This window comes from Oricola sp. (assembly GCF_965230365.1).
Classification (GTDB): Bacteria; Pseudomonadota; Alphaproteobacteria; order Rhizobiales; family Rhizobiaceae; genus Oricola.
The window spans coordinates 1,129,392-1,142,837 of the sequence record NZ_OZ246003.1 but is presented as its reverse complement, the minus strand read 5'-3'; the positions used below and the strand labels follow the sequence as shown (position 1 = coordinate 1,142,837).

At 61.9% G+C, this 13,446-nt stretch carries 9 protein-coding genes; 4 read left to right on the top strand and 5 right to left on the bottom strand.

Translation table 11 applies throughout. From position 1 onward, the window contains the following. Positions 1–78: 78 nt before the first annotated feature. The 5 genes from ACO06R_RS05530 to ACO06R_RS05510 all read right to left on the bottom strand — a co-directional run bounded on the left by ACO06R_RS05530 (position 79) and on the right by ACO06R_RS05510 (position 9,094). Positions 79–303: an aa3-type cytochrome c oxidase subunit IV gene (locus ACO06R_RS05530; protein WP_421857171.1), complete on the bottom strand. Its 225-nt coding sequence runs from the start codon at positions 301–303 to the stop codon at positions 79–81. Between the two features lie 82 nt (positions 304–385). After that, complete coding sequence (locus ACO06R_RS05525; RefSeq protein ID WP_421857169.1) at positions 386–1,126, bottom strand: N-acyl amino acid synthase FeeM domain-containing protein; 741 nt, start codon at positions 1,124–1,126, stop codon at positions 386–388. Positions 1,127–1,307: 181 nt separating this feature from the next. After that, a complete protein-coding gene (locus ACO06R_RS05520) occupies positions 1,308–3,629 on the bottom strand; it encodes a putative bifunctional diguanylate cyclase/phosphodiesterase (protein ID WP_421857167.1) in 2,322 nt (773 codons plus the stop codon). 118 nt (positions 3,630–3,747) lie between these two features. Then, positions 3,748–7,203, bottom strand: a complete 3,456-nt coding sequence (locus tag ACO06R_RS05515) for an indolepyruvate ferredoxin oxidoreductase family protein (protein WP_421857165.1) — start codon at positions 7,201–7,203, stop codon at positions 3,748–3,750. A gap of 304 nt (positions 7,204–7,507) precedes the next feature. After that, positions 7,508–9,094, bottom strand: coding sequence for an ABC transporter substrate-binding protein (locus tag ACO06R_RS05510; protein WP_421857163.1), 1,587 nt, complete (start codon positions 9,092–9,094; stop codon positions 7,508–7,510). A gap of 232 nt (positions 9,095–9,326) precedes the next feature. On the opposite strand from ACO06R_RS05510, the gene ACO06R_RS05505 reads away from it, so the two are divergent. The 4 genes from ACO06R_RS05505 (at position 9,327) to modA (ending at position 13,446) form a co-directional block, all read left to right on the top strand. After that, complete coding sequence (locus ACO06R_RS05505; RefSeq protein WP_421857161.1) at positions 9,327–9,917, top strand: TRAP transporter small permease subunit; 591 nt, start codon at positions 9,327–9,329, stop codon at positions 9,915–9,917. Then, complete coding sequence (locus ACO06R_RS05500) at positions 9,914–11,758, top strand: TRAP transporter large permease (RefSeq protein WP_421857160.1); 1,845 nt, start codon at positions 9,914–9,916, stop codon at positions 11,756–11,758. The genes ACO06R_RS05505 and ACO06R_RS05500 overlap by 4 nt, the downstream gene beginning before the upstream one ends. A gap of 117 nt (positions 11,759–11,875) precedes the next feature. Next, a complete protein-coding gene (locus ACO06R_RS05495; RefSeq protein WP_421857158.1) occupies positions 11,876–12,571 on the top strand; it encodes a tellurite resistance TerB family protein in 696 nt (231 codons plus the stop codon). 77 nt (positions 12,572–12,648) lie between these two features. Next, on the top strand, positions 12,649–13,446 hold the full coding sequence (gene modA / locus ACO06R_RS05490) for a molybdate ABC transporter substrate-binding protein (protein ID WP_421857156.1): 798 nt from the start codon (positions 12,649–12,651) through the stop codon (positions 13,444–13,446).

Here is a 13,446-nt window from a genome sequence, read left to right as displayed (position 1 = left end):
GCGCGTCCTCCAGTCACTCGACGTGTGTCGTCGCCGCGCGCAATCGGCGTGCCGCTGCGCGCGCATGAATAATCGTCGTCAGACGATGAAGTAAGAAATGACCGTGAGCAGGATGAACAGCACGGTCCCGCCCAATAGACCGCCACCGGCGAAGAAACCGAAGGCCATGGCGATCAGCAGCGCGACACATAGGATGACGAGCCATTTGCTCATCGAAAGGAACATCTCGTAAGTCCGCTCGTGTTCCGTGTAATCCATTTCGGCGCCGGTTTCGGCAGGTGCCGATGCCTGGTCGTCAGCCATAGGTAGTGCTCCGCTGTTCGAGGAATAACGTTACAGCAGCGATTAACGAATTAACATGACAACTGCAATGCCCGCCGGGCGCTTAGGCCGCCTTGGCGGCTAGCCGGGCCGTCGGCAGGATGTTCAGCGGCAATATGTCGCCGTCTCCCTTGGCAAACATCAGCCGGCGTTCGGTTTCCGTGTAGCCGAAAAGCGGATAGCGCGCACAGATGTCAGCCTCGTTCTCGCGCGGGCTCGCAAACAGCACCAGCGGAATGGCGAAACCCGGAAACTCCTCCGGACCGGCGAGCGCCGTCGCCTTGAATACGCGGCGATAGAATGCGGCATGCTCAGCCTTGACCAGGGAGAGGCAGAAATCGGCGTTGTAGTAGGTCGTCGCCATGAACGGGATGCGCAGTGTCAGGAGCGGGATGCCCGGGATGTCGCGTGACAGTTCCTCGTCGACGGCGAAGCGACTCGGATCGATGAAGCTCATGCCCTGTTCGACCATCGGCGCAAGCGTGCTCTTGAACAACCGGACCGACTGTGAAAACGGATAGGCGGGCGAAAGCAGATTTATGCGGATCGTCGAGGCGAGTTGGCCGTAGTAGTACATGCCATAGACTTGCGCACTTGGCCCGAAATCGCTCTCGTCGACCGCGTTTCCGTTGAGTTTGCGGCTGTATACCGTGTGGGCGTCGAATGCGCGGCTACGCAATTCGCCGATGCTCTCGAAATCTTCCTGGGTAACAATCCTCCGGTACTCGATGTGATCCATCACTTCGAAAATCCGGTCGTTAAACGCCGTTTTGAGGTTATCAACCCCGATACTCTGAACACTCATCGTCGTTCCATCCCCTGAACGATTGCAGAAGGTAAACGATGATTAAGAGATGTAAATAGTAGTAGGTACGTTTATGTAACGTTAACCATGTGAATCGGAAATTATGGTAAATTTTTAACAGTCGCGCGCGCTTTGTGGCGAGCGAACCCATTGATTTAAATGACTTAACTGGAAAACTGCGTCAACCGTTGGCGACAATCTGCGCGGCGGCGCGATCCGGAAGCAGCATGCGGCGGGCAAGCTCCAGGATGGAGGACGGCGGCAAGGCCGGCCCGAGGGCAAAGCCCTGAATGCGGCTGACCCCCTCGGTGTCGAGCACAAGGTCAAGCTGGGCATCCGATGACACACCCTCGATCGTCACTTGCAATCCGAGCGTTTTGCAAAGGTTGGAAACGCCGCGCAGCAGTTCGATCGGGGTCTCGCCGTTCTCGATCCCTTCCACGAAGGAGCGGTCGATCTTGACCTTGTCGAGCGGCAGCCGATGCAGGTAGCTCAGGCTCGAATAGCCGGTTCCAAAATCGTCGAGCGAGATCTTGATGCCGCGGCTTCGAATGCGCTCCAGCACCGTCAGCATTTCCTGTTCGTTGGAAATCACCGCGGTCTCCGTCACCTCGATCTCGACGCGCTCGGGCGCCAGCCCGGACTTCGCCAACGCCTCGTCGATTTCATCAAGCAGCCGAGTACGGCGAAAGTCGATCGCCGACAGATTGATCGAGATATTGACACTGTCGGGCCATGCGGCGCAGTCGCGCATCGCCGTCTTGAGAACGAGTCGGCTGACCTTGCCGATCATCCCCATTTCCTCGGCGAGCGGAATGTACTCGCCGGGCGAAATCGCGCCGAGCACTTTGTGGTTCCAGCGGCTGAGCGCCTCGCACGCCACCAGTTGACCGGTCTCGGCGTCGACGATCGGCTGGTAGCGGACTGTCAGTTCCTCGCTCTCTATTGCCTTGGCGAGTTCCGTCTTGATCAACTGGCGGCGCTTGTATTCGGCGTCCATGCTGTCTTCGAACACCGACCAGACACCCTTGCCGTTGGCCTTCGAGCGATAGAGCGCGAGATCGGCCTTGACCATCATCTTCGTCAGATCGAACTCCGCCGAGGTCGAACCGGCCGCACCGATGCTGATCGTGACATGAACCTGCTCGCCATTGAGATCGTATACGCCGGTCAGCCGCGACCGCAGGATGTCTGCAATGCTCTCCGGTGTATCGTCGCCGGAAATGTCGGGAACGAAGATCATGAATTCGTCGCCGCCCTGCCGCGACACCATGAAGCGGTCGGATCTCAGGTCCTTCAACCGCTGGGCGACCGCGCGCAGAAGCGCGTCGCCAAGCGCATGGCCATGCGTGTCGTTGACATGCTTGAAGTCGTCGACATCGAGCATCGCCAGGACGCAGCGAGCATCCGCCGGCTGTTGCCGCAGGCGTTCGTTGATCAGGGTCGCGAAATAGGTACGGTTGGGCAGACCGGTCAACGCGTCGTAGCGCGCCATGTTGATCATCTGCTTTTCGGCGTTTATGCGCTCGGTAATATCCTCAAAGGTCAAGACCGCGCCGGCAAAGGCGCGGGGATTGGACTTGAACTCGATATTGCGCCCGTTGTTCAAAACGAAACGCCGGGTTCCGCCTTCCAGGATCATCGGCGACAAGGTGTCTCGCAGCTTGCCGATCTGCGCCTTTGTCAACGCTCCGCGCCTGAGGCCGTAGCGAAGCAGCGCTTCAAACCGCCGGCCTTCAAGCGTCAGATGTGAAGGAATGTCGAACAGCGTGCGCGCCGTACGGTTGGCGACCAGCACCCGCAGATCGCCGTCGAACATGATCAGGCCATGCGACATGTTGTTGAGCGCGACATCGAACCGTTCGGCGATTTCCTGGTTCTTCCAGCGCCCCTGGATAGCGTCGAGCACCGACGAACGGATACTGCGCACCAGCGATTGAACGAGGAAGAAGTAAGGCAGGCAAAGGACGGCGATCAGGAAATGCGAGAAGTCTCCATAAAACGCGGCGCCAAGCGATGTCGGGACCAGCAGAGAGATGACAATCAGCGACACGAGGCGCGGCGAACCGTAGAGCCGCCCTACGACCGTCGGCAAGGTCGCGAAGACCAAGGTGGTCGCGGAAAGTATGGAATAGTCGCTCGGTGCGATTTGCATCGCGACATAAGCATACATACCGATAAGCGAGGTCGCGGCGCAGCCGAGCCAAATGTACCGGTTTTCCCACCGTGTCGCCCAGCGCACACGGGCTTCAAGGTCAGCGTGGCGAACCTTTGCCTTGTCCCGGCGAAAGGCGCGCATTTGGCGCAGGCGCATCAAAGCCACGCCCAGCATCATGACGAGGAGTACAAGGTAGATGGGGCGTGACGTATCGAGCCAGGCCGCGCCAACGACGATTACCTGGAGTGCCGCTCCCAATACAAGCGAACGCGTGTCGGAAAAAAACGTGTCCACGAAGGACGTGTAGATCTCCGCGGTCAGCTGTTTCGACGGTACTTGTTTCAACGCAATGCCACCCTTGCACCAGCAGCTACCCTAACGCGATGCGCTTAATGAAGGGTGAAATCCCTGCCTAGATTCGAGACGGCGCACCCCCGAAGAAGGGGATATCGTTAACCTTGCGTCAGGTTTTGCCGGCGAAAGCGCGGGAATGCGAGGCCCGCAAAGCCAGTGCCTCATGAATGCGAGCCTCGCGGATATGGCCGTAGCCTGAGATCTCTTCCGGCCAGTTCGCAAGGTTTTCAGCGGTTGCCAAGTTGGTACCGTCGAGCAAGGCGGCGATCCGGTCCAGATCCTTTTCATAGCTTGCAAGCGTCGAACGTTCGAGTCTGCGCTCATCGCTCCAGGAAAAGACGTTCAGCCGGGAAAACCGCATGAATTTCAGATAGGAAAGCATCCTGAACGCTGCCATCATCCGCGGGCCGAAGACGCGTTTGCGCGGATGGCCGTTTAAGTCGGCCGCACCGAGGATGGGCGGCGCAAGATGGAAGTCGAGACTTCGGTATCCTTCGAACTCGCGGTCGAGCTGGGCGCGAAACTCGGGCCCCGCATACAGTCGGCCGACCTCGAACTCATCCTTGATTGCCATCAGCTTGAACAATTGCCGTATCGCCGTCACGCTGACCGCGCCGGCCTTGCCGAACACCGCCCGCTCGCGATCACGCAAAGCCTCGATCCGCTCGCGATAGCGGCGCGCGTATTCGGCGTTGTGGTAATCGGTCAGGAATGCGACGCGCCGCTCGATGGCGGCTTCCGGTGTCTCCGCCAATATCGGCCCGCGCTGCTCGATACACTCCATCAGTGCTTCGATCGCGGCCGGGTCGTGCGCCGCCCGGCGGCCCCATCGCAACGCAGCTATGTTCATCTCGGCAGCCTGCCCGTTCAGGCGGATCGCCTGTTCGATTGCCGCGCATGACACCGGCAATCCGCCGCATTGGGCCGCATAGCCGAGCATGAACATGTTCGCCGCAATCGAATTGGCGAACAGCGCCTGCGCCGTCCGTGTCGCATCGACGAGACGCAGCCTCGTTTCGCCTGCGGCCTCGCCAATCGCCTCGACCAATTGCTCCGTGGGCAGTTCGAATGCACGGTCGCGCGCGAAGTCACCCGGCATCACCTCGGCGCGATTGACCACGCACAGCGTCTCGTCGCGGCGCACCGCCGACAGGACCTTCGCATTGCCCGTCACCACGATATCGCAGCCCAGCACCAGATCGGCCTTGCCCGGCGAAACGCGAATGGTCGAAATCGCCTCCGGGGCCGCGCCGATCCGGATATGCGTGAACACCGCGCCTCCCTTCTGGGCGAGGCCTGCCATGTCGATGATGCCGACACCCCTGCCCTTGATATGCGCCGCCATGCCCAAGACTGCGCCGATCGTCACAACGCCGGTACCGCCAATGCCATTGATCAGTCCCGCCCATTCCGCACGTCCGCCGTCAAGCGCGAAAACCGGCGCGTCCGGCACGCCGCACAACGGGTCGTTGTCTCGCTCGACCGGTTTGGGCTTGCGCGGCTTCGCGCCATGCACGGTCACGAATGACGGACAGAAGCCTTCGACACAGGAGAAGTCCTTGTTGCAGCTCGACTGGTCGATCCGCCGCTTGCGCCCGAATTCAGTCTCAATGGGCTGGATCGCTACGCAGTTCGACGTGACGCCGCAATCGCCGCACCCCTCGCACACCAGTTCGTTGATCAGCACCCGCTTGTCAGGATCGGGGAAAGTCCCGCGTTTGCGCCGTCGCCGTTTCTCGGCTGCGCAGGTCTGGTCGTAGATCAGAACCGAGACGCCCGGCACCGTCTGCATTTCCCGCTGCACGGCATCGAGGTCAGCGCGATGATGGATCGTTGTCCCGCCCGGAAATTCGGCAACGCCGGCATACTTGTCCGGTTCGTCGGTGACCACCGCGATCCGCTCCACGCCTTCGGCGCGGACCTGGCGTGCGATCTCGTCGACACTCAGATCGCCCTCCACATGCTGTCCGCCGGTCATGGCGACGGCATCGTTGTAAAGTACCTTGTAGGTGATGTTGGTACCGGCGGCGAGCGCGAAGCGGATCGCCAACGAGCCGGAATGATTGTAGGTCCCGTCGCCGAGGTTCTGGAAGATGTGGTCGCGCGTCGAGAACGGCGCCTCGCCGACCCAATTGGCGCCCTCGCCGCCCATCTGGGTAAAGCCCTCGGTGTCGCGTTCCATCCACACGGCCATGAAATGGCAACCGATCCCGGCTGACGCCCGCGCGCCTTCCGGAACCCTGGTCGACGTGTTGTGCGGGCACCCGGCACAAAATGTCGGCCGGCGGACCGCCACGTCGCGCACCTCGCGCGATGCCGACTGGAGCTTCCGGATATGTTCGATCCGCGCCGCGATTTCCTCGTTGGGACCGCACGTCTCCAAGATCCGGCGACCGACCGCGACCGCGATATCGTTGGGATCGAGCGCGCCCATGATCGGAAACAGCTCGTCATTGTTCTCGTCGCGCTTGCCGATTACCATCGGATGGTTCTTGCGGACGTAGAGCTCTTCCTTGAACTGAACCTCGATCAGGCCGCGCTTCTCCTCCACGACGACGATAGTCTCCAAACCGTCGGCAAACTGCATCATCGCCTGCGGATCGAGAGGAAACGGCATACCGACCTTGTAGAGCCTGATCCCCAGCCTCGACGCCATGACCTCGTCGACGCCGAGATCCTGCAGTGCCTCGCGCAGATCGAGATAGTTCTTGCCGGCTGCGACCAGCCCGAGCCGCGCCTCGCGCCCGCCGCTCCAGATCACCCGATCGATCTTGTTGGCGCGGCCATAAGCGACCGCCGCCTCGCGCTTGAAGCGGTGCAATCGGGCCTCCTGGCCGATGAAGTCGAGGTCCATGCGCCGGATGTTCAAGCCGCCCGGCGGCATCTCGAGTTGCGGCGTCACCGGCACCACCCGGTCGATCGATGCGCTGACCGAACCCGTAGATTCGATGTTGTCCTTGACGCATTTCATCGCTGCCCAGGTCCCCGCGAAACGGCTGAGCGCATAGGCATGCAGGCCGTAATCGATGATCTCCTGCACGCCGGCGGGATTGAAGATCGGGATCACCGTGTCGACGAAGGCAAATTCCGACTGGTGGGCATTGGTCGAGGATTCCGCCGTGTGGTCGTCGCCCATGAGCGCGAGAACGCCACCATGCCGTGACGAACCGGCGAGGTTGGCGTGGCGAAACACATCGCCTGTCCGGTCGACGCCCGGCCCCTTGCCGTACCAGAGCGCGAACACGCCATCATGCTTGCCGTGGCCTTCCAACTCGGCCTGCTGTGTCCCCCAGCACGCGGTTGCCGCGAGTTCCTCGTTCAACCCCGGCTGGAACAGGATACCGGAAGCCGACAGTGCCGATTCCGCCGCGGCCAACTGCTGGTCAAGCCCGCCGATCGGCGAACCGCGATAACCGGATACGAAGCCTGCCGTGTCCAATCCGGCCAAGCGGTCGCGTTCACTCTGCATCAGCAGCATGCGGACGATAGCCTGCGTGCCGGTGACAAACACCCGGTCGCATTCAAGATCGTATTTGTCGCCAAGCGAGACCGGCTTCAGATCCATCTACGGCTCCGGTTTGGTCAGCATGTTTGACCTATAGATTTGAGGCGCGGCCGGGCTGCGTCAAACAAATTCGATTGTGCGCCGCGAAGGCGAAACAAGCGGCAAGCTAGCCACTTCCCAACGCAATTTTAGTGCGCCGGGCCGCTTGCTCGCGCAACGAACGGGGCGCGGCTGAAAATGGGGGAATCGGCGCCGTTCGCCACAATCGGACGCCATGCGCGGATCGCGGCTTGCGGGCAGGACAAAAAAAAGGCCGCGCGGGAAGCCCCGCGCGGCCATGGTCTCAATTGCGATGATGCGCCGCTTAGGCGAACCACCAACGCTCCATCCAGCGCTCGCCGTCGCAATCGTAGTTCGACGCCATGTCGCCGCTGCCGATCTTTTCGGAATTGGCGAACACGAAGTTGGCGAACATCGGCATGACGGAGCCGGCGTCCTTGGCCACGAGATCCTGCATCTCGTAATACTGGGCACGACGCTTGTCCTCGTCGAGTTCCGCGCGCGCCATGACCAGCAGTTCGTTGAACCGCTTGTTGGACCACATGGTCTCGTTCCACGCAGCGCCTTCGGCGTAGGCCGTGGAGAAGATCTGGTCCTCGGTCGGACGACCGCCCCAATAGACCGCGCAGAACGGATGCTTCAGCCACACATCGGCCCAGTAACCGTCGCTCGGCACGCGGTTGACTTCAAGATCGATGCCACACGCCTTGGCGGAGTTCTGGTACAGCACCGCCGCATCGACTGCGCCGGGGAACGCCGCATCGGCAGCCGACAGCTTCACCTTCACGCCGTCGAGGCCGGCTTCTTTCAGGTGGAACTTCGCCTTGTCCGGGTCGTATGGGGTCTGCGGCATCTCCGCGTTGAAATAGCGGTAGCTCTTGCCGATCGGATGGTCGTTGCCGACCGTACCGTGGCCGAACAGCACCTTGTCGATCATCTCCTGACGGTCGATGGCGTATTTCAGCGCCATGCGCACATTGACGTCGTCATAGGGCGCCACATTCGTGTGCATCGCGAAGGTATAGTACTGCGGACCGGCGATCGAGTTGATGCTGATACCGGCGCGACGGCCGAGCAGGCCCACGGTCTTCAGATCGAGCTTGTCGATCGAATGCACATCGCCCGATACAAGCGCGGTCGTACGGGCGTTGAGGTCGAGGATCGAAAGCATCTCGATCGCTTCGAACCAGCCGCGGTTCTGATCCCAGTCGTCGGCAAAGCGCTCGAACCGTGCGATGACGCCCGGGTTGAACTCGACCAGCTTGTAGGGACCACAGCCATCACCGGCCTTCCAGTCGATATTTCCGTCCTTTGCCGGAAGAATCGGCAGGTGGTAGTCGGTGAACACGAAGGGGAAGTCGGCATTGCCGCTTTCCAGGTCGAACACCACCGTGTCGTCGCCGTCGGTCGACATGCTGACAATGCCCGCAACCAACGGTTTGGCGGCAGACGTGGAGTCTTCGCCGCGGTGATGGTCGATCGAAGCGATGACATCCGACAATTCCAGTGACTTGCCGGAATGGAAGGTCACGCCCTTGCGGATCTTGAAGCGCCAGGACTTTGCGTCCGGCGTCGCTTCCCAGCTCTCGGCAAGCTGCGGCTTCAGGCTGTTGTCGGCACCAACCGCCGTCAGGTGGCCGTGCATGCCGTAAGACATCGCCACGTTGAAGCCGTTCGTCCACGTTCCCGGATCGAGCGTATCGTTGGTCTGTCCGTGCCCCTTGGCCACGCGGATCGTACCGCCGCGCTTGGGTTGAGCACGTGCCGGCGTGGTCATCAGCCCGCCGGCCAGCCCGGAGGCAACGACGCCCGTCGCTGCGCTGCCGCGCAGGAACCCGCGCCGCGTTGTGTCGCCGAGGGCCGACAGCCCCTTGATGCCCAGATCTTTCATGTGGTTCTCCCTTTAATCTTGACCGGTCAGTCAAGCACACACTAGCGATTGCTCTGCTTTTTTCAATCGGCCATCGCCACTCATGCCCAGTCGCCGATTGTAAACACCCATAGGCAGTGCTAGCCATTCGCAGACAGCACGCGGGCCGATTGTACCAGAACCAACATTGGTGCAAAACAACCAGACACGGGCGGCAGTTACCGCCAGATGCGCGCCGTCTTTGGGGAGAGGAATGACAGTACTGCTGAAGTTTTCCCGCATCATCGATGCGATAACCGTCTATATCGGCAAATCCGTATCATGGCTTATTCTCGTCGCTGTCCTCGTCAGTGCCGGCAATGCCACGATCCGCAAACTGTTCGATACTTCGTCCAATGCCTGGCTGGAATTGCAGTGGTACCTCTATGGCACGGTCTTCCTGTTGGCCGCCGCCTACACACTGCAACGCAACGAGCACGTGCGCATCGACATCGTGACGGGCCGGCTCGCCAAGCGCACGCGCGACTGGATCGACCTGTTCGGCCATGTGTTCTTCCTGACGCCGTTCTGCGTCATCATGGTTTGGCTGGCATGGCCCTTCATGACCAATTCCATGCGGTCCGGTGAAATCTCGGTCAATGCCGGCGGCCTCGTGCTGTGGCCGGCCAAGACGATGATTTTCGCCGGTTTCACGCTGCTGCTGGCGCAAGCCGTCTCCGAGATCATCAAGCGGGTTGCCGTGCTGCGCGGCGACATCGAAGATCCGACCGAACAACATGAGCTTCCGCCCGCAGTCGAGGAATTCGAGACAGCGGCCGATCTGGAAGAGAGGGTCCGGCCGTGATCGAGCTTGTCGCCCACAACCTCGCGCCCATCATGTTCACATCCGTGATGGCGATGCTGCTGCTCGGCTATCCGGTTGCCTTTTCTCTGGCCGCCGGCGGTCTGGTGTTCTTCTTTATTGGCGTCGAACTGTCCCAGTTCGCGCCCGACGAGATCCGCCTGTTTCCGAATCTGATCCAGGCCAATCCGAACCGCACCTTCGACGTAATGCGCAACGACACGTTGCTTGCGATTCCCTTCTTCACCTTCATGGGGCTGATCCTCGAGCGATCGCGCATGGCCGAAGACCTGCTCGACACGATCGGCCAGTTGTTCGGCCCGGTGCGCGGCGGCCTTGCGTTTGCCGTCATCGTCGTCGGCGCGCTGCTCGGCGCGACGACCGGCGTCGTCGCCGCCTCGGTGATCGCCATGGGCCTGATTTCACTGCCGATCATGATGCGCTACGGCTATGACCGGTCCCTTGCGACCGGCACCATTGCAGCCTCGGGAACGCTCGCCCAGATCGTCCCGCCGTCGCTCGTCCTGATCGTCATGTCCGACCAGCTCGGCCGTTCGGTCGGTGACATGTATGTCGGCGCGCTGCTGCCGGCGCTGATGATCATCGCGATGTACTGCGCCTACATCTTCTTCGTCACATTGGTCCGGCCACAGGCCGCGCCGGCGCTGCCGGCCGAGTTCCGCACGCTCGGCGGCGGCGTGACGTCGCTGTTCGTTCTGATAGCGGTAACCGTCGGCCTGCATTATGCGCTCTACCACCTCGTCTTCACCGACATGCGCTACGAGACGCGCTTCGTCTGGTCGGCCTCCATCGCCACGGCCGCCGCGCTTGCCTTCAGCCTTATCAACCGCCGGCTGAACCTCGGCATCATCTCGCGGCTCGCCGAGCAGGTGGTGATCGTGCTGATCCCGCCGCTGGCGCTGATCTTCCTCGTGCTGGGAACGATCTTCCTTGGCATCGCCACCCCGACCGAGGGCGGCGCCATGGGCGCGACCGGGGCATTGATACTGGCGATCTTCAAGCGGCGGCTGTCGGTGACGACGCTGCGCGAAGCGCTCGATTCGACCACCAAGCTGACCGCATTCGTGATGTTCATCCTGATCGGCGCACGCGTCTTCGGCCTGACCTTCTACGGCATCAACGGCCATCTCTGGATCGAGGAACTGCTGCTGGCACTGCCGGGCGGCGAAACAGGCTTCCTGGTCGTCGTCACCGTGATCGTGTTCATCCTTGGCTGCTTCCTCGATTTCTTCGAGATCGCCTTCATCGTGGTACCGCTTCTGGTTGGCCCGGCGGAATCGCTCGGCATCGACCTGATCTGGCTTGGCATCATCCTCGGCATCAACCTGCAGACGTCGTTCCTAACGCCGCCATTCGGTTTCGCGCTCTTCTATTTGCGCTCGATCTCTCCACGCAAGCCATGGGACGACGAGGTGACGGGCGAGAGGATCGAGGGCATTCAGACCGCCCAGATCTACAAGGGCGTGCTGCCCTTCATCGCTATCCAGTTCGCGGCGATCCTGATCGTGATCTTCTATCCGCGCCTCGTCACCCACTACAAGGACGACGTCGCGCCGGTGAACCTCGACGATGTGCAGATCCAGTTGCCGGGTCTCGGCGGCGTGGACGGTGGGGGCGGGCTTCCGGGTCTGCAACTTCCCTCCGGCCTCGGCGATCAGAACAGCGCACCCGGCCTTCCGGGATTGCAACTGGCGCCGCTTGGTCAACCGCCAGCCGGAGACAGCGGCAACGGCGGAGGATTGTCACTTCCACCGGGCGGCCTCAACCTGAACAACACGCCGCCGGCGATCCAGCCCGATCCGCCAGCCGCCGACGGCCAGTAACCGCTTCGGATCGACTCCGAATTCCGGGTGTTTCCGGGGCGAGTGGCGTTGAAAGACAACGCCACCCACACCACCTGAAATCCGGCCGCAGACGGCCGGATTCACTCAGGAGGCGAGATGTTCGATCCCAAGAAACTGCTGAACGACTTCTTGAACACCCAGGTTCCCGGAACCCAAGGCAGCGTACGCGAAAAGGCCGGCCAGGTCGGCCAGCTGGCAAAGGACAATCCGCTCGCCACAGGCGCCATCGCAGCCGTGTTGCTGGGCACCGGCACCGGCCGCTCGATCACCGGCAGCGCGCTGAAACTGGGCGGGATCGCTGCGGTCGCCGGTCTCGCCTACACCGCCTACAAGAACTATCAGGATGGGAAATCGCCTGGCGAAGCCGGCGGCGAGACCGAACTCCTGCCGCCGCCCGCCGAGACCGGCTTCGATCCGGCAACCGCGCCACAAGGCGAAAACGAATTCGCGCTGGCGCTGATCCGCGCGATGATCGCCGCCGCCCGTGCCGACGGCCATGTCGATGACGCCGAGCGCGAACAGATCGCCGGCAAGCTCGCCGTGTCCGGCCTCGAGCAGGACGCCGTTACGTTCATCAACGCCGAACTGGCCAATCCCGTCGACATCGATTCCATCATCGCAGCTGCCCAGACTGATGCGCAGAAGGTGGAGCTCTACACAGCATCCCGACTGACGATCAGCCCGGCAACCCGCGCCGAGCGGGGCTATCTCGACATGCTCGCCGGCCGACTCGGCCTTCCCGACGCCCTCGTCGATCATGTCGAGGCGACAATCGCGGGCTCGACCGCCTGATTCCCTGCTCCGGTTGCGAAAACCATCTTTCATCAAACCGCTTCAAGCTAACCCGGAAACGCTCTAAGAGCGTTTCCATGATGCTCATCGGACACCCGGCGGCGCGCAGGATCGCGCGGATCGCAGGCATTGCCGCCTTGTTGCTGGCGATGCCGCTATCCGCTTCTGCCGACAGCAGGTGCTCTGATGGCGGGCCGGTCGTTTTCGCGGCCGCTTCGCTGACCGATGCGGTGAATGAACTGGCGACGGCTTTCCATGAACGGCATGGCTGCACGCCTGCCGTCACGACCGCCGGCTCCTCGACCCTCGCCCGCCAGATTGCCGCTGGCGCGCCCGCCGATGTCTTCATCTCCGCCAGCCGCGAATGGATGGCCTGGCTGGAAAAGAACGCGCCAGACCGTCTAGCCGGCGCACCGGTGACGGTCGCCCGCAACAGGCTGGTCATCGTTACCGGACACGAAGCTGCGGCCAATAGCGTAAACGAGTTGCTCACTCCGCGTTTCGCCATGGGCGATCCCGCGCATGTCCCCGCCGGCATCTACGCGAGGGCGGCGCTCGGTTCGCTCGGCCAGTGGGAAGCCCTCGCCCCGCATGCCGTCTACGCCGAGAATGTGCGTGTCGCGCTCGCCATGGCCACACGCGGCGATGTCGGCGCCGCCATCGTCTATGCCACCGATGCCCGGCTGCAACCGAAGTTGACGATCGGTCTGTCCTTCGACGCGGCGACGCACCCCGACATTATCTATCAGGCCGTGACAATCGCGGGGAACGATGGCGACGGCCAGAACTTCATCGATCTGATGCGAGACGCCACCGGCCAGGCCATTCTTTCCGATCTGGGCTTCCTGCCCGGAGACCCTTCCGGAAGCCAGTGA

Bases quoted from the DNA above. Each gene is read 5' to 3' on its own strand.
- modA (WP_421857156.1), top strand. From the start codon at position 12,649: ATGATGCTCATCGGACACCCGGCGGCGCGCAGGATCGCGCGGATCGCA.
- ACO06R_RS05495 (WP_421857158.1), top strand. From the start codon at position 11,876: ATGTTCGATCCCAAGAAACTGCTGAACGACTTCTTGAACACCCAGGTT.
- ACO06R_RS05525 (WP_421857169.1), bottom strand. From the start codon at position 1,126: ATGAGTGTTCAGAGTATCGGGGTTGATAACCTCAAAACGGCGTTTAAC.
- ACO06R_RS05505 (WP_421857161.1), top strand. From the start codon at position 9,327: ATGACAGTACTGCTGAAGTTTTCCCGCATCATCGATGCGATAACCGTC.
- ACO06R_RS05515 (WP_421857165.1), bottom strand. From the start codon at position 7,203: ATGGATCTGAAGCCGGTCTCGCTTGGCGACAAATACGATCTTGAATGC.
- ACO06R_RS05510 (WP_421857163.1), bottom strand. From the start codon at position 9,094: ATGAAAGATCTGGGCATCAAGGGGCTGTCGGCCCTCGGCGACACAACG.
- ACO06R_RS05530 (WP_421857171.1), bottom strand. From the start codon at position 303: ATGGCTGACGACCAGGCATCGGCACCTGCCGAAACCGGCGCCGAAATG.